Here is a 20,697-nt window from a genome sequence, read left to right as displayed (position 1 = left end):
TCAACGGCAGTTACGCTTACGTCGATGTTGGCAGATACCGTATCGGTACCATCTGATACATCAAAGCCGAAGTTTACGTCGCCATTGAAGTTCTCATTTGGCGCAAAGGTGTATGTGCCGTTACCGTTATCGGTAAGGATACCGTCACCGCCATCGTAGGTAACACCTTCAACCGTTAGATTGTCACCTTCGATGTCAGTAGCACCGGTTAATAGGTCGGCATCGGTAAAGATGAGTGTGCCGTCTTCTTCCACGCTGAATTGCTGATCTTGAGGGACTGGTAGATCGTTAACTGGGTTAACCGTAAGGTCTGCAGTTGCTTGAACCGTATTGGTGCCATCTGAAATATCGAAGCTGATATCAATGTCACCATTGAAGTTCTCATCTGGCGTAATCGTGAAGCTGCCATCATCATTAGCTACAACCGTCGCATCGCCATCAACTGTTAGGCTGCTGGCTGTCAGGTCATCGCCTTCCACATCTGATGCTTGCGATAGCAGTTGTTCTTGGCTTAGACGAATCGAACCATCTTCATCGATCGAATAAGCTAGGTCACCCGAGACAGGCGCATCATCAACCGCTGTTACGCTTACGTCGATGTTGGCAGATACCGTATCGGTACCATCTGACACATCAAATCCGAAGTTTACGTCACCATTGAAGTTCTCGTTTGGCGCAAAGGTGTAAGTACCATTACCGTTGTTAGTAAGAATACCGTCGCCACCATCGTAGGTCACACCTTCAACCGTTAGGTTGTCACCTTCAATGTCCGTGGCACCTGTTAATAGGTCGGCATCGGTAAAGATGAGTGTGCCGTCTTCTTCCACGCTGAATTGCTGATCTTGTGGGACTGGCAGGTCATTAACTGGGTTAATGGTTAGGTCAGCTGAAGCTTGAACGGTATTGGAGCCATCAGAGATATCGAAGCTGATATCGATGTCGCCATTGAAGTTCTCATCTGGCGTGATGGTGAAACTGCCATCATCGTTTTGAGTAACGGTTGCATCACCGCCAACCGTTAGGCCGCTGGCTGTCAGGTCATCGCCTTCAACGTCAGAAGCTTGCGATAGCAGCTGCTCTTGGCTTAGACGAATCGAACCATCTTCATCGATCGAATAAGCTAGGTCACCCAAGACAGGCGCATCATCAACCGCTGTGACACTCACGTCGATGCTTGCAGAGACTGTATCGGTGCCATCTGATACATCAAAACCGAAGTTTACGTCGCCATTGAAGTTTTCATTTGGCGCAAAGGTGTATGTGCCGTTGCCGTTGTCGGTAAGAATGCCGTCGCCGCCATCGTAGGTCACACCTTCAATCGTTAGATTGTCACCTTCAATGTCAGTTGCGCCTGTTAATAGGTCGGCATCGGTGAAGATGAGCGTGCCATCTTCTTCCACGCTGAACTGTTGATCTTGTGGGACTGGCAGGTCATTAACTGGGTTAACGGTTAGGTCAGCTGAAGCTTGAACGGTATTGGAGCCATCAGAGATATCGAAGCTGATATCGATGTCACCATTGAAGTTCTCATCGGGTGTGATGGTGAAGCTGCCGTCATCGTTTTGAATAACAGTGGCATTGCCACCAACGCTTAGCTCGCTCGCTGTCAGGTCATCGCCTTCCACATCTGATGCTTGCGATAACAGTTGCTCTTGGCTCAAACGAATCGAACCGTCTTCGTCGACTGAGTACGCTAGATCGCCCGACACAGGGGCATCATCCACCGCCGTTACGCTGACATCGATGTTGGCTGAGACTGTATCGGTACCGTCAGACACCTCAAAACCGAAGTTGACGTCGCCATTAAAGTTCTCGTTTGGCGCAAAGGTGTACGTACCATTCCCGTTATCGGTAAGAATGCCGTCGCCACCATCGTAGGTCACACCTTCAACGGTTAGGTTATCGCCTTCAATATCTGTAGCGCCTGTTAATAGGTCTGCATCAGTGAAGATGAGTGTGCCATCTTCTTCTATTTCAAACGTTTTGTCTTCTGGTACAGGCGCGTCGTTGATAGGACGAACCGTTAGATCAATTGCGCTGCTTATTGTTTCTTGTCCGTCACTGATATCAAAAGTTAGGTCAAGTTCGCCATTGAAATCAGTGGAAGGAACCACCGTGAAAGTACCGTCGCCATTTTCTTGAACCGTTGCATCTGCGCCGACTTGAACATTTGAAGCAACCAGCTCATCACCATCAACATCACTTGCGTATTCGAGTAATTGTTCTTGAGTGAATGTTATGGATCCATCTTCATCCATAATGTAAGCCAGATTTTGTTCAGCTTCTGGTGCATCATTTTCGCTTTCCACTTTGATTTTAAACGTTTCATTTACCGTCTCTGAATCAAAGTCATCTTCTACTTCACTGATGGTTTCTTCGTCAGAAGCTTCAACGTCAACGGCAAATGTCTCTTCTACCGTTTGTGAATCTAAATCATCGCCCGTTTGCTGCTCATCAGATTCCGAAGCCTCCGCGCTAGGCGCCGCTGATGTTCTTGCGGCTTGGCCTTGGTCTTCATTACCTTCGGCATCTGAACCGCCTTCAGAAGCGGCAGCGTTTTCGCCACCGACAGCTTGAGCGCCGGCACCTGAACCACCTCCACTACCCGAGGCATCATCCGAACTGGCATCAGAAGCGGCACCACCAACTACATTAGATTGGGCATCATCTGAACCTTCGTCACTTTCTGGCGTCTCTTCTTCTGCAGCACCACCAGAAGCCGAGGCCTCTTCTTCATTACCTGCGCCACTTGGATTATCTTCCAACGCTTGGTTAACTTCGTCTGCTGCGTCCGTGTTTTCAGCACCTGTCGCTATCGTCGTCGCTATCGTGTTCTGTTGGTTTTGTTGATTCTGCTGCAGGGAGGGCGTACCCGCGTCGTTCGTGTCCGTCTGTTCTACCGCGTCATTGAGATCTTCATTTTGGTTGTTTTGGTTATTTTCGCCTGCCATTACAGCCTCCGTTGCTACTAGCTAACTAATCGTATTTAGAGGCATTAAAGGACACCATTTTAGAAAACCAAGTTTTTATACAACAATTTTCATAACTTCTAGGCGCGAATAATCAAAAAAAATTGAAAAGCACCTTCGAATATCCTTAATTATTGTCATTAAAGCAATTTAGGCAGTGGAATGATGATAGACATGACAAATTTATTGCGTTCAATCAAGAACAACCACAAAGGGCTGCAATTGCTATTAAGCGAATTTTGTAAGGATTTCTCAGACGCTGCCATAAATATAGAGACGCTTCACAAAGGTAATCACTTCGATGAACTCAACTGCTACTCAAAAAAATTGAAGGCGATACTAACTTTACTTTGTGACCAAGATCTTCCCCCCCAAATGGCAAAGTTGGAATATTTGAGTAAACACCACTTTCCTGTTCCGGAAGATCTTTTGGAAGATGTCAAAACCGAACTACAAAATGTCAATCAACAGATCAAGCATTTGTTAGATATGAATGACGTAGTAGATGACAAATAACCGAGGCAGTCATGAGTAATAACCAAATAGAGCACCACCTCAGAAAAGCACTGGTTTCTAACAACGATGCTTCTAAGGTCACAGCGGACGACACCATAGTGCTTGCTAGTGCTATGACCAGCGTTCACAAAACGTTGCTCATCATCTTTCTTCTCGCTTTAGTTGCTATCGCTGTAGCGTCGCAGGCACGCATCGATATTGTCGTTTCTTTGCGTGGAGAGTTATTGTTGGAATCTGACGTTGAGAAGGTCCAGCACTTAGAAGGAGGTATTCTAGAAGAGTTGCTAGTAAGGAAAGGTGAAGTCGTTTACGAGGGGCAGCCTATCGCGAGAATACGCTCTCTTGATCGTAATACCCAACTCGATACGGTTAATACAGAAATCATTCAGCTAGAGCTAGACAAAATTCGCTATGAGAGTTTACGAGACATGAAGAAGCCAAACTTTACTGCTTTCACTGAAAAATATCCTGATCAGGTTCAAGTAAACATGAATACGTGGCAACAAGAATTCTCAAAAAACCGCTCTAATGAAGAGCTCATCACTCACGATATTAAGCATAAAAACTCTCTAATAAGTTCGATGTTAAAACGTAGAAAGAGCTCAGAGAACCAGCTTTCTCTGATTCGTAAACAACTCAACATCAAAAATACACTTTATAAAGAAGAGATGGCCTCATACGTTGATGTCCTCAATATGAAAGTACAAGAATCCAACATGGTACGTGAGATTGAAAACCTTGATGAGTCAGTCATGAATGAGCGTTTTCAGCTCGATAAACTAGAAAAGCAACACCGAGATTTGGTTGAAAATAGAAATTCAGAATATCAAGCACAAATTATTCAAGTGAATAAAGACCTTAAGCTAAAGCGAATCTTACAACCACAACATTCCGATAAAGTTGATCGTCTTATTGTCTATTCTCCGGTCGATGGCGTAGTCGACAAGCTACACTTCAACTTTCGCTCTGCAGTGATTCCGCCAGGCGAAAGCATTGCCGACATTGCACCGATCAATAACTCGCTACACGGAGAAGCAAAGATCCCACGTAAAGACATGGGATTTGTTGAAATTGGCCAAGCAGTGAAAGTAAAAATGGACACTTATAACTTCGCCAAGTATGGCTTTGTTGAGGGGACCATTGCCTCAATCAGTCGTTCATCATACGAAGAAGAGGATGCCGAATTCTATTTAGCAGAGATTGAAATTGACCAAAACTTTCTTGAGCGAGGAGGCACTCAATACAAGTTATCACCTTATATGGAATTTACCGCCGATGTGAAAACAGGGTCACGTCGTGTGATCGAATATGCAGCAAAACCCGTGATGTCTGCCATCGAAGATGCGTTCGATGAGAGGTAATCAATGAGCGGAAAACCTTCATACAACATTTCCGTTCCAGCTCTACGCCTTAGCATATTGTTTAGTGTGGTATTAACCGCGCTCGCTTTCTATTTGTACTTTTCTTGGTCGAAAATAGACTCAGTCGCTCAAGTGCAAAGCGCCCCACTTCTAATAAAGGCTCAAGAACTCAACCAGACTATAGAACTTGATATCCAAACCCTCCAACGTTGTTTAAGAGCCAACAATTGCAGCAATGATTTGAATCTATCAACCTTAAAAAGCGAAATAGATGAGTTTAGGTCTTTAGCCTCTTTGAACAAAACCGAATTCAGCTTGGTTGGGGCGACCGAATATACACAAATGGAATTAGCTATTAATCGCTTTGTCGATAGTTCCAAAACACGTAATGACATGCTGGACTTATACCTTTCAATCACTAACAGCTACCTGCAAATGGATGACAACTATCGCAACATGTTTAATAAGCACGCGAGCGACTTGATGTCAGAAAAGAATAAGTTCTTTGTGTGGTTGTTTATGATAGCCGTAATCTTGGCTGTTATTATCGTTATTTCTAACTCAGCAGCTATGTTGAAACTGAAAAAATCCAGCTCAAACGAACGAGAAATAGACTGTGAATTCGATGCCTTATACCAAGAACTCAAGCAGCTCGATTTAAAAAGACTTGAAGAGCTTCTTAACGAAGTAAGCATCAACCCCAAACAACGTCAGATCTACTCTCACCTCAAATTGGTATTCAGTAAATTAGAAGACCAAAAGCGCAATAACGATCTCTACAAGCAACTGTATGCCCTAATAGGATATGAAATTCGCGGAATAACCAATACTATCAATGGTGGCGTGCAATACCTAGTTCAAGAAACAGATGAGAGCGGCGTGTTAATGGCGAAGGACATTACGTCTGCTTCCAATACACTATCAGAGCTTGCTGAAAACTATAACCGATTGATTTCTCAAGGCTCAGAGAGTAAATCTAAAGAATTCTCGCTTTTGAGCGTGCTGTCTGAATTGATGATTCATATCAGTGCGAAAGTTCAGCGTAATGAAAGCCAACTCGACTGTCTTATCTCTGACAATTTACCAAATCGCGTTGAAGGTCAATCCACCAGCTTATTCTGGATACTTTTCTTGCAGCTTTCTAACGCTATTCAGCTCAAAGCTAACAAGAAATTGTTTGTAACGATTGAATCTGGTGCGGCTTCTAATATGGAAAATACGCGCGTCACCATCAACCTTAATTTCCTCTCAACGCTTGATGTGTTTGTTGCAAAACTAAATAAACTCCATTGGAGCGCTCACAAAGACCACACCACCAGCACAGACGACTTAGCAAAGAGCATTTTGAAAGATTACGGATACTACGAAAGCCGCTGGTTCCAATCAGGCACTCAAGAGCGTTTTCAAATAGAACTTGACCTAAAGGCTAAAAGCTTCCATACGGAGAAAACTCGTTTCGACGGTAAGCGTTTGATGCTCTGCGCAAACACTCAAATTCGCATAGATGTCATGAGAAAGATGCTCTCCAATTTGGGGCTCGATATCACCGAGATTCGCACTGCTAGTGAGCTATTTTCAGCAGCGAAAACCTTCGGTGAATACGATGCAATAATGCTGACCGATACATTTGAACCCAATAAGCTTTCATCGCTCTGTAAAACAGTTAAATCACAGCTCAAGAAGCACCCAAATACCAAGCTGCTGTTATCCGTAACCAACACCCAACATGCGCAAGAGTGCCACAGCTTCGTCGATAAAATCATAAACTCACCAGCCATTCCTTACGAATTTATTCCTAACTTACTCTCCATTATGGAAGCGGAAGCATCGCAAGGACAGATAGAAAACAGCTCATTCCTGATCGTCGAGGATGACCGAGTTCAACAGATCTTACTTAAGCGTATTTTAACCAAACAAGAGTACGAAGCAGACACTGTTGGTGACGGTGCCGACGCCGTAAAACACTTCATGAATCAACGTTCCGACATTATTTTTATGGATTGCATCATGCCAGGAATGGGCGGTATAGAGGCAACACAGCGTATTCGACAGTTTGAAAAAAATAAAGAGAGAAAACCTTGCACCATTATAGGTGCAACCGCATTGACCAGCAGTAACGAACACCAGGCTTGTATTGAAGCCGGAATGGATTACGTGATCAGCAAACCTTACAAAAGCGACGAAATCATCAAGGTGATCAACAAATATGTGGCGGTACAGAAACTTAACTAGCAGCACCATGGCTGCACTTGCATTAAGTACTACACCTTCAGCATCGGCGACGTCCCTGCTTGAGGCAGTAGAACTCGGCCTGCAAAACAGCCTTTCACTTCGCGCGAGTAATAAAGGTGTCGAAGAGAACGAATACAACATTGGTATCAGCCGCTCTAAGTTCCTCCCTTCGCTTAATGGCGCAGCCGATACCACATGGAATGAAAATGAGACCTTATTGCGGAGCGTGCCCGATGAGACCTCAAGCTACAACTCGAACAGCTACAGCCTTTCCCTTTCCCAGTCAATATTCAATCTTGGCGATGTGTTTAAATATGGAACGGCAAAGCTCGACTTCAACATTGAAGAGATTAAACACGAGAACAAAATCCAAGACACCATCTCAGAAGTCGGCTCTCAATATTTTGAGTACTTGAAAAACAACGCCCAGATAAAAGCAACGAAGGTTGAGCTTAAATCATCTCAGGCTCGTGAACATCAGATGCAACGTAACGTGGAACTAGGCAACACAGCTGCCAGTGAATTGTACGAAGTGATTGCACAAAAAGAAGGGGTGGCAAATCGATTAAGAACATTACAAAAAGATCGCCAAGTCATTCTCAATGGCCTATCGATTCAGATTCAGTACCCAATCACACCTTCGCAAGATATTTACGAAAGCGTGCCTTTAAAAGAGATAAACGAAACAGAACAACGTTCAATCATGGATCAAGCATTAAAGCTTAATAACGACTTACTTGTGGCTAAGAAAAACGTCGAGAGAAGCCGTAGAAGCTTAAAAGAGAGCGGTTCGAACTTCTTACCCACAGTGTCGCTCTCGGCCAGTTATCGTCATGATGACGCCAATAATTACGATAAGACCGACATAACAGCGACAGGCGAAAGTAACTCAACGAGTGTTGGCTTGAATCTAGCAGTGCCTCTCTTATCTGGTGGTTCTGATTACTACGGATATCAAAAATCCTCGACGGCCATTGAACGTACCGAATTGCTTTACCAAGATTCGCTTTACACCACACGTAACAATGTGAACACCTCACTACTTACCATTAACGACTTTTCCCAGTCTATAAACAGTTATGAAAACATCATTCGCGCTAATTATGCGTCCTACAAAGGGATCCAAAGAGCCTACCAATTAGGTACGCGTACTATCACAGATTTGCTCGCTGCCGAGAGTAAATTATTCAGCGCCTTAAGAGATTACGAAAGCGCACGATATGACTACATCATCGAGACCATCAAGCTCGAAAAAATTAAGGGCGTGCTCTCCGTAAAATCTATAGAAAGTATCATGCAATTGATGAGTGATATTGAAGATCAAGACAGTCAAGAATTAGTGCCTAAACACCTTCTCTCAGCTTCGTCCTTGAAGAAAGGAGATCGCAATGCAAACTAAACAATTTTCTCAAAAGATCAATATGGCAGACAAGTGTTATCTGACTTTCTCCACGATAATTTCCACCCTATTTGGGTTAGTTTTGCCCTTCTCTATTCTGATTATTTTCGACCGTGTTTTACCCAATCAAGCACAAAACACTCTTTTCTTATTGTTCGCTATTATCTTGATTTCTATCTTCCTCGATTACCATCTCAAGAATCAGGAAGAGAAGATCTCATCTGTCATCATGAGGCAATTTGAGACCAACTTAACTAACAAGGTTTTTCAATCCATCTGTTTGGCTGAAATTTCCAAATACCGCCGCTTAGAGCCCGGTGAGTACCTCGAACGCATCTCTACTATTCCTGAACTTAAAACCTTCTTTGGCGGAGAGTCTGTTCGAGCTCTAATCAACCTAGCAGTTAGCTTATTAACCATCATAATAATTGGGCTAATCAACATATGGGCGGGCGTTACTCTTCTAATAGCCTCAGTTATTTTGGCTATTTTCGCATTTAGCCTCTCTAAACAAAAGATTAGTAGCCTGCAAAATAAATCCGATATCGAAGGCTTAACCACATCAAAAATCATAGAAATCATCTCTAGCCCACTGGATATCAAAGCGCGAAACATGGAATACCGCGTCGAAAGCTTGATGACACAAATGGTCGAAGAGCGCGAAGTCGAAAACATCAAATATGAGCAAATTGAATCTAATTTCGGGTTGATATTGGCACTGATCCAACAGCTCTCCATCGCCTGTGTTGTTGTGGTGTTGGCAATGGCGGTTATCAACATGGAATCAAGCCAAGGGATCATGGCTGCAATCATCATGCTAACCAACCGTTACTTTGCCCCCTACCAACAAGTAATGCGTACCGCTAGCCGTTGGGAACTAAATAAACTTCATATACAACGTATCGCGGAACTGCTTGAACTGACGGCTTCAGTAGAACATCAACATGAAACAACAGAAGTGGAACGCATTTCAGTCAAGTACTCTGACAAGCAACGTATCGAATTCGAGCGTGGTCAAGCCTATTTGCTCACGGGGAAAAGTGGTGCAGGTAAGACCCACCTCGCCAACTGTATTACGAGACAAAGCAGCGATGACCATCTGGCAATTATGATCAACGACACGCCTCTGAGTGACATTAACTACAACGTTTGGCGTAACAGCGTGTTGATGGTCGATAAAACGAGCTCGTTCGTAGAAGGTACCATTATTGATAACCTCACCTGTTTCCGACCAAGCCTGAATAACACGGCTTTTGCACTGTGTGAAACCATGAACATCAAGACACAAATCGATGCTCTTCCCGCCGGATTTTACACCGAACTTAAAGGTCACATGCGCAACCCATTCTCACGCCAAGTTGGTTATGCTCTGTTACTCGTCCGCGCCCTGCTCGCTAGCAAGCGCGTATTAATTTTCGACGATATCGATTGTGTCTTTGACGATGAATTTGCCCGAGTGGTGCTGACCAGTACTGCTTATCGTTCTAATGACAAGATCTTGATCATTGCCAGCAATAAAATGGACAAGCTTAACCACCGCCTCAAACGTGTCAAACTGACGGGAGGTAATCAATGAGTATTCTCGTTGACTTCAACAATGTATCGCAGCGTGTATTGGACTTTGAAGCAATCGGATATAACGAACGCTACAATCAGTCACCTCTGATTCGTGGATTAGCTTACGCATTGATAGCGCTTGAATGGGAAGGTACGCCAGCTATCCTCAGTGATGCGTTTATGCCAAAACCAAAAGACAGCGACAGCTTTACCGCAACCATAGAGCGTCTTGGATACCGTTGTGATGCCACTAAGCTTAAAACACTCGAAAATATCGATAAGCACCCTAATCCAAGCTTTATTGAGATAGAAAACCTCAACGCCATCTTTTTGGGAACAAAGGATGGAAAATTGCTGCTGTTTGATTACACGAACAACAACACTATTGAGTATCCAATGTGTCATAAGCCATGCTTGTTGATTTCTATCAGCGAGTACTCTCGTCTATTTCGCGAACCGCCACCAGAATCTCAAGATAGAAGTCATTGGATCAAATATGCTTTCTATCGCTATAACAATGAATTCAAGAGCTTAATAATTTTGAGCTTCTTCATCAGCGTACTTGGGGCATTACAACCTTTCTTTATTATGAGTGTGTATAATTTTGCGCTCACGTCTAGTTCTCAAGTAACACTCTACTGGCTGACCTTATTTGCTATTATTGTTGGCTTCTCTGAATACTTTTTTAAGAAAATGCGGGTCAATATCATTGCCACTTCCGGTAAAGATCTCGCGATGCACATATCCCAAGCCGTTATATCAAAGCTTCTATGGTTGCCCTACGCTATGACATCAACCGCTGGGGTTTCGTCTCAGTTGGCTCGCTTAAAAGATATCGACACCTTCCGACGATTGGTAACGGCAGAATCGACCCTCAGCTACTTTGATATGCCATTCGTGATTGTATTTATCATCGCGATAGCTCTGATGTCTGGCACGGCAGCACTGGTAGTAATGGCCGGCTTAGTCGTAATGTTGGTATTCTGTGTGTACTCTCGCTATATCTACTCACAAGCCACATCCAAAAGCTCTCGTGCCAATGCGATGGTCTCTTATCAATGGAATGAGCTCCTTCGTGGTATCAAGACCATTCAAGGCCTACCTTTGTTGCGTGTAGTTCAATCTCGCTTCAGTGCTTCCCATATGCAAAGCACTAATGATGCAGAGAACGTCGCCGTGACCAACAGTAAAATTCAGGCTGCAGGGGGCAGTTTGATCCAAGTGATTGGCACGGCAAGTATTGTCGCTGCGGTAATCGGCGTAATGGAAGGCACTTCAGATGCTGGTGCCATGCTCGCAACCGTTATTTTGGTTTGGAAGGCATTAGGACCGATCATGGGTATTTACAACTCCATTTCCAAATTCCAATCAATTAAGGCGTCATCAGCTCAGATCAACAACTTGATGTCGATGAATGACGACAAACTGACTTTAGAAAAAAGCCCGCCCATTCGCTTGTTTCAAGGCAGTATTGTGGGCAGTGGTGTGAGCCACCGTTACACAGGGGCAGCAACCGGTTTAACCAATCTTGGTTTCAAGATACCACCCAGGGCAAAAGTCGTGATTTGTGGCCCGACAGGCTGCGGCAAAACAACGCTAATTTCCATCATTGCCGGGTTAGAAGACCGCTATCAAGGCGCGGTATCGGTCGATGGCTACAACATCAAACAATTCAACAGTTATCGCTATCGCACATCGATTAACTACATCCCTTTTAACTTGCACATCTTCGAAGGCTCACTAGAGACCAACTTCATTTTGCACAATGGACTCATTCCAACAGAGGATATGCAAGAGATGATCAGCTTCTTCGAATTGGACGAGTGGCTACCAGAAGGTTTGTCGACTCAATTAAGCGTGGATAAATGCAAAGGCCTTCCCAACGGGGTTCAGCAAAAACTGCGGTTAGCGCTTGGCTTAGGTAATTGTGAACAATCTCTGATCATCATTGACGAACCTTTCAATGGCTCCGAACACGAAAACGCACAGTATTTTAATCGTTTGTTCACCGATAAACTGTTGAACACGACCGTGATTTTTTCGACGAATGACCCTAGCTTAATCATTACATCAAACATGAGCTTAGTCCTAGAGTCAGATGGGAACTTGAAATATTTTGGTTTAACAGACAAATACTTAAACAGTTTAAGTTAAAACTACAACATTTATTCACAATTAAATCTTTAGGTAAACGGATGTAATTGACAAAAACATAAGTGAAAGAGATGATTTACCCTCAACTCACATTTAACTAGGAAGAAAATGTACACATTCGTTGCAGACAAGCTTGATGTATCGTACTTATCCACTATTCCTGAAAACCATCAATTTCAGGGCTGTGACGTACCTGAAGAGGAAATCGAACTCCGAGAGGTTGTTGAGGTATGGTATGAGTGTGCGTTTCTACCCGCTTTTAACCTTCAGCAAATTGACATCGCAAACAAAGCTGAGCTAATCGTGATACAAAGCCATGTTTTGAATAACGACACTAGCACTCTCGCCTTCCTGTTAAAAAACAGAGTATATCGTGCCGCACTCCAGCGAATGCTAGGGGTTTGGACATTAGAACCGACTGCAAAATCAGCTCTAGAGCAACTTCTGTTAGAAGTAACTAAAGACAAAAACCATCATCATTAAGCTTTCTTTAAAGTTTCTCATCAATAAAAATACAAAATGAACCGAAGGCCGAACGTCATCAATGGTCAGGAACGGAATACATTGCAAGATAAGCGATAAGATCCTAGGAATTTATACCCCTTCCACACTTCCACTAAATTTACGGTATCAAAGTTTCCATATTGTCATTTTTATTCTACTGTTTTATATAAAAACAGTAGCACGGATCCTTATATGCCGATTACGGTCTGGAATAGCCTTTCAGTCAAACACAAACTCTTTGGCTTAGTTTTACTCCCCATTTCACTCTTGCTCTTCCTTGCTGGCAGACAGGCTTATATCTTAACAACTCAGTTAGCCGATTTTGAACGAACCAACCAGCTATTTGTCTACCTTCAGGATGTTTCGGCCTTATCCCGGAGTACTCTAACTTTTAGCTCGGAGGAGTTTGCGACACAAAGTAGCCAAGTCAGAGAAGAACTGAAAAAAGTCTCCCCATTGATTTTTTTAGACGCTTTTGATGAAGTAAATCAACTTGTAACAGACTTCAGCGACGCGACTCTATTTACGATGGAAGCAACCGATAGTTACGATAAATTAGATGCCCTTGAGTGGCAAAGTGACACGTACAAGCGGTTATTGATTGAAATAGAAAAAGTCCCGTTTGAGAACACCAAACGTGAAATTCAGCAGCACCTCACTGCATTACAACAGCTTGAATGGCTAGCTTTTTGGTCAAATGAGGAATTCAAACTGGGTACCTCACTGATTGAAATATTTCAAAACAGCCAAGAATACAGCCCAGAACTTGCAGAACAAATAAAAACCCTCAGTGAAAGGCAACAACTGTTCCTAGAGCGCTTCGTTTTATTAAATGCCAACGAGGATCAAGTCGCTTTAATGGTTGAGGTGTTTAGAAATGACGTTTTTACTCAAAGCCAAAAAATAAGAAGTGCTTTACTCAACTTCAATGCAATAAGCAAGCTAAGTCCACAAGAAATTTCGGTTGGTTTAGAGGCCATGAACACACGCCTAAGCCTATTACAAAGCCTCGGCAGTGTCATTAAACAAGAGTTCAAACAAGAAGTTGAGCAAGCGATTTATGCCGCTCAGATGCAGAGAATACTGTTTATTTCGATCGTCGCCTCACTCACTGCACTAGTGATGGGGTTAACATTAAGTTTGACAAGGCAGGTCACTAATAACCTTAATTTGGTTCTCAAGTTTTTAAAAAGTGAGAACGATCAAACTCGGCCTTCTTTAGATAAGCTGATACAAGGAAAAGATGAGCTCAGTCTATTTGCTCAGCAAGTGAAACGATTGACCATCGAACAAGGGCTCGCTAAAGAGAGACTGATGATAGCGAAAGAAGACGCCGAAAGAGCTAAAGAAGAGGCTGAACAGGCAAAAGATCACGCAATCCAAGCGAGTAAGGCAAAAAGTAGCTTCCTAGCTAACATGTCTCACGAAATACGTACTCCATTAAATGGTGTTATCGGTATCTCAGAAGTCCTTTCCGATACTCCGCTGACCCCAACACAACGAGATTATGTTGATACCATTGAAATATCATCTCAACTGCTACTGAGTTTAATCAACGATATCTTAGATTTTTCTAAGATAGAATCTGGCATGCTATTAATCAGCCCACATTCCGCATCCATTAGAGAATCAATATACGATATCGCCTCAATTATTGCGCCGAAAGCAAAAGAGCAAAATATCACAGTTAGCGTCGACATCAGCTCAGATACACCAGCTCGAGTCATGCTTGATGATCACCGATTAAGACAAATTCTAATGAACTTTATGTCGAATGCAGTGAAGTTTACCGCAAAAGGTGGGGTGACATTATCGATCCAGACTCTCAGCCAACCTAGCACTAGTGTTACCATTAGGTTCTCTGTACGTGACACCGGCATTGGTATAGATAAACAGCAACAAAAACAAATATTCGAACCTTTTGCTCAAGAGGACAATTCAACCACTCGACAGTTCGGCGGCACAGGTCTTGGTCTCGCCATCAGTACTCAGCTTGTTGAGCTTATGGGTGGTCGAATTCAACTCACCTCAGTTAAAGGGGAAGGCAGTTGTTTCTACTTCGATTTAGAATTACCGGTTGACTTAATGTTGCCGAAGCCAAGTTTAGCAACCGCTAACATTTACATTTTCGGTAACAAAAATGTACTTTCTGAGCGCATAGAAAACGACCTTAATCTTTATGGTTTGAAAGTGACTCAAATAACGGAACACGCGGACGATATTGTTAAGCAAATCAGAACGAAAAAGTACAGTAAATCGACCACTGTCATTTTCGCTGAAGATGATTCGTTTCGAGTTAACGACCATTCCGACGACTTAGATAAACTGCATCAAAACGGCGCTACTATTTGTCTCCTTCGTTCATTTCTCAGCGAATCGGGTGATATGGGTAATAGTGTTACCGCTCAAGTATCACAACCGCTACTTGGCATACGCTTAATAAAAGCCATTGAACTTTGCGACGTACAGGGTTTTGCTGCTCGCTCAGAAGCTAGTCAACAAGATCTAATGCCTCAACATAAAATTCTGATCGTGGAAGACAATAAGATAAACCAAAAGATTGCGGGCCTTCACGTAAGTAAAAGTGGCTTTGACTTCGAATTTGCAAACAATGGCCAAGAAGCCGTGGACATGTTTGCTAATAACTCTCTTTACGCGGCAATATTGATGGATTGTATGATGCCAGTTATGGATGGCTTCCAAGCGACAGTCAACATCCGAAGAATTGAAGAGGAAACAAAAGCAAAACGTCGTACCCCTATTATTGCACTTACCGCCAGTGTGATTGATGATGATATTCAAAAGTGTTTTGATGTGGGAATGGACGACTATGTACCAAAGCCATTCAAGTTCGAAATGTTGGAAGAGAAAATCCTAGCCGCTGTTGAGACAATGCCTTTGCCTGTCACCTCTCATCAAAATTCGACATCAGTAGTGTCAACTGTCATTCCTATTAATAACGCAAGCAAAGCCAAACAGACATTGCCAGAAGAAACGGAACAAAACACAGTGCCGAGTAAATCTGAAAAGATACTTCTTGTCGAAGACAATCGCGTGAATCAGAAGGTGGCATCTTTAATGCTGAAAAAAGCGGGCTATGCATTTGAAATTGCAGACAATGGACTAATCGCTGTTGAGATGTATAAGAGCGACAGTAACTTCGACATTATTTTAATGGATTGCATGATGCCAGTAATGGATGGTTTCACCGCAACTCGAGAGATTAGAGAATATGAGAGAAATCTAGGTTTAAATAAAACTCCTATCATCGCGTTAACCGCCAGCGTTATCGATGATGACATTCAAAAGTGCTTTAATTCGGGAATGGATGGGTACGTCGCGAAGCCCGTGAGAAAAGACAAACTATTCCATCAAATAGAAAGTGCAACTTGTTAGACGAGATGACCCACACACGAGTCGCATAGTTCAGCACAAGACATTACAAAAAAAGCCAATCGAATATATCAACTGACTTCTTAATTGTTCAACGTTGTTATTGAAGATATTACGAGCTTGGCGCTACTCGCTTCTCTTTCAGCTGATCAATCACGTAACCCGGAGCCACTTTCGAAAGCTCAACCAAGCATTCGTCAGTTTTCTCATTACCGTAGCGTACGTAAATGTCACACACTGCATACAACTGCTCTGGAGAACCCGATATTAGGTACGCTTTTTCGAACGACTTGGTCGATTTGTCGATATCTAACTCTTCTTGCAATACCCCATTGAGGTACCAGTAATAGCTATTATCTTTCGCTAGCTTAGCGGCCACTTCAATCTCATGTGCCGCTGCGCTCTTGTCTTCAAGGCGAACCAAAGTCAGAGATTTAGAATAATGCAAAGCTGCGTTGTCTGGTACATGTTTCAAACCGCGATCCAATACATCGACCGCTTGCTGGTCTTTTTTCTGAGCACGGAAGTTATCGGCATAACTCAACCAAACTTGTGGCTCTGTCGCATGAGTATTAATGAGATCCAAATAAACCGTTTCGGCCTTATCCCACTCGTTGTGCCAGCGAAGTACATCAGCAAACAGCAATTGATACTTTTCAGATTCTTGCGTTTCTAGGAAACTAATCAACTCCTTTACTGGTGGCTCGATTTGTGCTTTTTGTTGATCATCTAAGGCATTAAAGTCACGAATTAGATTTGATGTTGCCGTGTGGCGAACCATAGTATCGCTGTCTTTAAGCAACGGAGATACCAATGCCCAGCGATGTTCTAGTTGATAAGGTTCAGACCCAATCACCGACGCTTCACGAACTTCAGGGTCTTGATCTTTCAAACCTCTAACAACAGCCACCAACGCATTTTGGCTTGGGTAAGCGGCCAATTCTTGCAGCGCACCAGTACGGTTTTCAATAGACTGATTCTGATCTTGCGCCATGTAAGACAACTGTTGAATTCGGGTTTGAGTGTCCGTCATTTCAAGCACTTGATTGATATTTTGTGCTGGTGCATCAACAGTTTGTTGAACGCTATTAGCTGCCATTGCTGACGTTGATAGCAATGCGGACGTTGAAATAAATAAAGCAACCGCTGTCGCTAAACTTTTCTTGATCATAGTATTACCTTAAGCTGGAGAACTTAGCTTGTCCCTAGACTCATATTTGATTAAATTTCATTAAGATCGATAGCTCTAAACCTAGAACTTGATTTAAAACTTGGTCTCGAACGTAGCTTGTTGCGCCTGTTCTACTCGACGCGCCATCATCACAGAATCACTGTACTTACCATGAGCAACAGGGTGTCTCATCGCACGCGCAATATACGCCATCGATTTATCAACATGAGAGAAGAACTTGTGCCAGCCCGCACATAAATAGTTCAAGCCCGGCTCACCCACACGGGTTTTGATAAAGCGGTTTTTAGGGCATTCGCCATGACAAGCAAACTTGTAGTCACATTGCTGGCATTGGCTCGTCAGTGTGCGTAATTTAGCAAAGCCAAATTTCTGTTGTGGTGCGCTATATGCTAGGTCATCAAGCTTTTCATGATGGATGTTGCCGATTTTATATTCAGGGTAAACGTAGTGGTCACAAGAGAACACATCGCCGTTTGGCTCCATCGCTAAGCCTTTACCGCAGATCTCATTCAGCGTGCAAAGCGGGTTCGGGCGTCCAATCCACGTTTCTAAGCTCGCTTCGAAATATTGAACAAACACTTTACCGATGTCTTGCTTCGCCCACTCATCAAACACAGCAATCAGGAAGTTACCCCACGCTAAGTCCGATACACACCATGATTCCATGATCGAATCTTTATGACCCGGAATCAGACGCTTGTCACCTTGCTTAAGTTGCTCACTCACTTGAGACGTTTGCGGTGCAACGGTTCTAAAGGTTTTTTGTTCTACGATAGGAATAAATTGCATTTGTGGAGACTTCACCACATCACGTAGGAAACGATACACTTCTAATGCATTTTGGCTGGTGAGGTTATTCACGCAGGTTAGCGTGGCGAATTTGACTTTGTGCTTGTGTAGCAGCTCAACAGCAGCCATCACTTGTTTGAATGTGCCACGACCCGCTCTGTTGGTACGGTAAGCGTTGTGCAGCATTTCAGGGCCATCAATACTTAAACCGATTAGGAAGTTGTTCTTTGCTAAGAATCGACCCCAATCATCATTCAATAATGTGCCATTAGTTTGTAGATCATTTGAAATTAACACACCTTCGGGCTGATACTTTTTCTGTAGCTCAACCACACGCTCAAAATAAGCCAAACCTAACATGGTAGGTTCACCACCCTGCCATGAGAAGATGATTTCAGGTGTATTTTGACCTTCGATGTATTGTCGGATGTAAGTCTCTAGCGTCTCATCATCCATTCTTGGAGAACTGCCTTTCTTGTACTCCAACAAATCTTGCTTACTTAGGTAATAACAATATTTACAGTCAATGTTGCACGCTGCGCCAATCGGCTTAGCCATAACATGCAGGCGCTTAGACGCTTTACCGTTATATTGTGGACCTTGAGTAATATGCATGATTTACCTACCTATCTTAGTATCTTGTCACCATCATAATTCCGAATTAACTCAGTGGCATGTTATACCCTTTATAACCAATAGGAATGACCAAAAACGTTAGAATTACATCCTATTTCGAATATTTGAGGCACGTGATGAAATTTATCAATTACAAACATTTAGCAGCAGTTAGCGGCGTCACAATGACTATTTTCCTAAGCGGCTGTGCAAGCGTGCCTACACACCCTATCGCTCAAAAAATTGACCAAGAGATGGTGTTAGTTGAAGGCGGAACATTCACCATGGGCTCAAACAGCAAGAAAGCAACCAAAGCTGAACGACCAGCCCGTGAAGTAGTTGTAGATAGTTTTTACATTGCGAAGTTTGAGGTGACTCAAGAACTATTCGAATCAGTGATGGGGTCGTCTCTTAGTTATTTCAAAAACCCACAAATCCCAGTTAACAACTTAAGTTGGCAACAGGCGAACTATTTCGTTGAGCAGTTGAATGAGTTAACAAGCGAAGAGTACCGCCTGCCAACTGAAGCGGAATGGGAATTTGCAGCGAAGGGTGGCAACAGAAGTAAAGGCTATACTTACAGCGGTTCCAATAGCTTAGGTGATGTCGCGTGGTACTCAGCAAACTCAAAAAACAGTGCTCATCCTGTCGGACTAAAAAAACCAAATGAACTAGGTTTATATGACATGACAGGAAACGTGGGAGAGTTTGTGATTGATGCCTTCGATGACACCTTCTACAGATTCGGTCCAACAGATAATCCAAACAATGCAAAACATAGTGACGTAGGGCTATCACATAAATCAGTGCGCGGTGGCAGTTTCGCCTATGAAGCAAATGAATCTGAAAGTTACCGCCGTGATTTCGCAAGCCAGTCAATCACCATGTCGGACATGGGTCTGCGCCTAGTTAAAGACGCAGACTAGTTACAGGCGGATTAAAATAATTCAGTATTACACAGCACAACGTTAACCCGGATCTCGGCTGACGATAAGAACGCAGGAAATATTGCAAGCGCACTCAGTACGCGGAGCACACTATTGAAGCAAAGCCGATCTCACGTTCAGTAACACCATATGACATTGAACATATTCAAACGCAGTTCTTACTTAAACAAGGGCAGTCATCAGGAAGTACCAGACGGATGCTTGATGGGACAACTTCGAAGCGGATGTTATTTGAACGATAAGGCTCTCCGTCTAAATTAATCGGTAAAGGTTGAGTAAAATCGATATCAAGCCAACTCGTTTGAGTATGCACAATATACTTACCATCTTCATCAGGACTTTTTAACTCCTCAAGAACTTGCGGTAATTCTGACGCCACAAATGACTTAACTAATGTTAGATCCATTAAGCCATCGTCTATCAAAGCTTCAGGCGCAAGTGATTGACCACCACCGGCCAAGCGACCATTACAAAACGCACCAACCAGAATTTCGCCAGTAAAAGTGCCTTTATCTACGGTTAAGGTGCCGCTATAAGGCTTAAATCCTAACGCTTTCACCACGCCTGTTAACGTGTACGCACCGCCACCAAGAAAGTCTTTCAATTCAACAGGAGTTTCAGCGGTCACTTCAGCTCCAAATCCTGCTGCCGCTACATTCATGAAATAGCGGTCGTTAGCACGAACACTGTCGACCGCGAAAGTATTGCCTTCTAATGCGAGTGCAAAAGCCTCTGCAATATTACTCGGAATAGCCGTTGCAGTAGCAAAATCGTTCGCGGTTCCCATGGGAATAATCGCAAGTTGCGGCCTTTCACTCACTTGAAACTGGTTGAGCGCACTAACGGCCTCATTAACCGTCCCATCGCCACCAGCAACAATGAGGCGTTTCACACCATCGCATATTGCCTCGTTTACTAGACGATACATATCTGAAGGCTCCCAAGTCACTCTAACTTGTAGGTCGATATCACGGTCTCTTGCATCAAAAACCGCTTGTCTTAACTCTGGAGTATTGGCTTTCTTACCATTGAAAATCGCGCGAATGCTGTCCATGCTATGTCCTCTATA

General features: G+C 43.3%; 13 protein-coding genes. 9 read left to right on the top strand and 4 right to left on the bottom strand.

Annotation, left to right across the window (positions count from 1 at the left end):
* On the bottom strand, positions 1 to 2,951 hold a 2,951-nt coding region (locus ACED48_RS12100), incomplete at its 3' end, for a tandem-95 repeat protein (RefSeq protein ID WP_371692198.1).
* Positions 2,952 to 3,131: 180 nt separating this feature from the next.
* On the opposite strand from ACED48_RS12100, the gene ACED48_RS12095 reads away from it, so the two are divergent.
* The 8 genes from ACED48_RS12095 (at position 3,132) to ACED48_RS12060 (ending at position 16,088) form a co-directional block, all read left to right on the top strand.
* Complete coding sequence (locus tag ACED48_RS12095) at positions 3,132 to 3,485, top strand: hypothetical protein (protein ID WP_017058420.1); 354 nt, start codon at positions 3,132 to 3,134, stop codon at positions 3,483 to 3,485.
* 11 nt (positions 3,486 to 3,496) lie between these two features.
* Positions 3,497 to 4,846, top strand: coding sequence for an HlyD family type I secretion periplasmic adaptor subunit (locus ACED48_RS12090; RefSeq protein WP_017058421.1), 1,350 nt, complete (start codon positions 3,497 to 3,499; stop codon positions 4,844 to 4,846).
* Between the two features lie 3 nt (positions 4,847 to 4,849).
* The gene (locus tag ACED48_RS12085; RefSeq protein WP_017058422.1) at positions 4,850 to 7,078 is read left to right on the top strand and encodes a response regulator; all 2,229 of its coding nucleotides are present in this window, start codon (positions 4,850 to 4,852) and stop codon (positions 7,076 to 7,078) included.
* Positions 7,053 to 8,477 (top strand): TolC family protein, encoded by a 1,425-nt coding sequence (locus ACED48_RS12080; protein ID WP_029627286.1) that lies wholly within the window; start codon positions 7,053 to 7,055, stop codon positions 8,475 to 8,477. The genes ACED48_RS12085 and ACED48_RS12080 overlap by 26 nt, the downstream gene beginning before the upstream one ends.
* A complete protein-coding gene (locus tag ACED48_RS12075) occupies positions 8,467 to 10,053 on the top strand; it encodes an ABC transporter ATP-binding protein (RefSeq protein ID WP_017058424.1) in 1,587 nt (528 codons plus the stop codon). The genes ACED48_RS12080 and ACED48_RS12075 overlap by 11 nt, the downstream gene beginning before the upstream one ends.
* Positions 10,050 to 12,188, top strand: a complete 2,139-nt coding sequence (locus ACED48_RS12070; RefSeq protein WP_017058425.1) for an ATP-binding cassette domain-containing protein — start codon at positions 10,050 to 10,052, stop codon at positions 12,186 to 12,188. Before ACED48_RS12075 ends, ACED48_RS12070 begins: the two co-directional genes overlap by 4 nt.
* Positions 12,189 to 12,296: 108 nt before the next feature.
* Positions 12,297 to 12,671 (top strand): hypothetical protein, encoded by a 375-nt coding sequence (locus tag ACED48_RS12065; protein ID WP_017058426.1) that lies wholly within the window; start codon positions 12,297 to 12,299, stop codon positions 12,669 to 12,671.
* A gap of 213 nt (positions 12,672 to 12,884) precedes the next feature.
* A complete protein-coding gene (locus ACED48_RS12060; protein ID WP_017058427.1) occupies positions 12,885 to 16,088 on the top strand; it encodes a response regulator in 3,204 nt (1,067 codons plus the stop codon).
* A 109-nt stretch (positions 16,089 to 16,197) separates the two neighbouring features.
* Here the strand turns inward: ACED48_RS12060 and ACED48_RS12055 are convergent, their stop codons facing one another.
* A complete protein-coding gene (locus ACED48_RS12055) occupies positions 16,198 to 17,256 on the bottom strand; it encodes a hypothetical protein (RefSeq protein WP_017058428.1) in 1,059 nt (352 codons plus the stop codon).
* Between the two features lie 93 nt (positions 17,257 to 17,349).
* Positions 17,350 to 18,681 carry an anaerobic sulfatase maturase gene (locus ACED48_RS12050; protein ID WP_017058429.1) on the bottom strand — a complete coding sequence of 444 codons (1,332 nt, stop codon included), beginning with the start codon at positions 18,679 to 18,681 and terminating at the stop codon, positions 17,350 to 17,352.
* Between the two features lie 137 nt (positions 18,682 to 18,818).
* Between ACED48_RS12050 and ACED48_RS12045 the strand changes: the two genes are divergently transcribed.
* Complete coding sequence (locus ACED48_RS12045; RefSeq protein WP_017058430.1) at positions 18,819 to 19,607, top strand: SUMF1/EgtB/PvdO family nonheme iron enzyme; 789 nt, start codon at positions 18,819 to 18,821, stop codon at positions 19,605 to 19,607.
* A gap of 166 nt (positions 19,608 to 19,773) precedes the next feature.
* Here the strand turns inward: ACED48_RS12045 and yegS are convergent, their stop codons facing one another.
* The gene (gene yegS, locus ACED48_RS12040) at positions 19,774 to 20,682 is read right to left on the bottom strand and encodes a lipid kinase YegS (RefSeq protein ID WP_017058431.1); all 909 of its coding nucleotides are present in this window, start codon (positions 20,680 to 20,682) and stop codon (positions 19,774 to 19,776) included.
* Positions 20,683 to 20,697: the final 15 nt, after the last annotated feature.

It is taken from the genome of Vibrio sp. 5S239, assembly GCF_041439575.1.
GTDB lineage: Bacteria > Pseudomonadota > Gammaproteobacteria > Enterobacterales > Vibrionaceae > Vibrio > Vibrio kanaloae.
This window is presented reverse-complemented; position numbering and strand designations above follow the sequence as displayed.

Bases quoted from the DNA above. Each gene is read 5' to 3' on its own strand.
- ACED48_RS12095 (WP_017058420.1), top strand. From the start codon at position 3,132: ATGATGATAGACATGACAAATTTATTGCGTTCAATCAAGAACAACCAC.
- ACED48_RS12090 (WP_017058421.1), top strand. From the start codon at position 3,497: ATGAGTAATAACCAAATAGAGCACCACCTCAGAAAAGCACTGGTTTCT.
- ACED48_RS12085 (WP_017058422.1), top strand. From the start codon at position 4,850: ATGAGCGGAAAACCTTCATACAACATTTCCGTTCCAGCTCTACGCCTT.
- ACED48_RS12080 (WP_029627286.1), top strand. From the start codon at position 7,053: ATGTGGCGGTACAGAAACTTAACTAGCAGCACCATGGCTGCACTTGCA.
- ACED48_RS12075 (WP_017058424.1), top strand. From the start codon at position 8,467: ATGCAAACTAAACAATTTTCTCAAAAGATCAATATGGCAGACAAGTGT.
- ACED48_RS12070 (WP_017058425.1), top strand. From the start codon at position 10,050: ATGAGTATTCTCGTTGACTTCAACAATGTATCGCAGCGTGTATTGGAC.
- ACED48_RS12065 (WP_017058426.1), top strand. From the start codon at position 12,297: ATGTACACATTCGTTGCAGACAAGCTTGATGTATCGTACTTATCCACT.
- ACED48_RS12060 (WP_017058427.1), top strand. From the start codon at position 12,885: ATGCCGATTACGGTCTGGAATAGCCTTTCAGTCAAACACAAACTCTTT.
- ACED48_RS12055 (WP_017058428.1), bottom strand. From the start codon at position 17,256: ATGATCAAGAAAAGTTTAGCGACAGCGGTTGCTTTATTTATTTCAACG.
- ACED48_RS12050 (WP_017058429.1), bottom strand. From the start codon at position 18,681: ATGCATATTACTCAAGGTCCACAATATAACGGTAAAGCGTCTAAGCGC.
- ACED48_RS12045 (WP_017058430.1), top strand. From the start codon at position 18,819: ATGAAATTTATCAATTACAAACATTTAGCAGCAGTTAGCGGCGTCACA.
- yegS (WP_017058431.1), bottom strand. From the start codon at position 20,682: ATGGACAGCATTCGCGCGATTTTCAATGGTAAGAAAGCCAATACTCCA.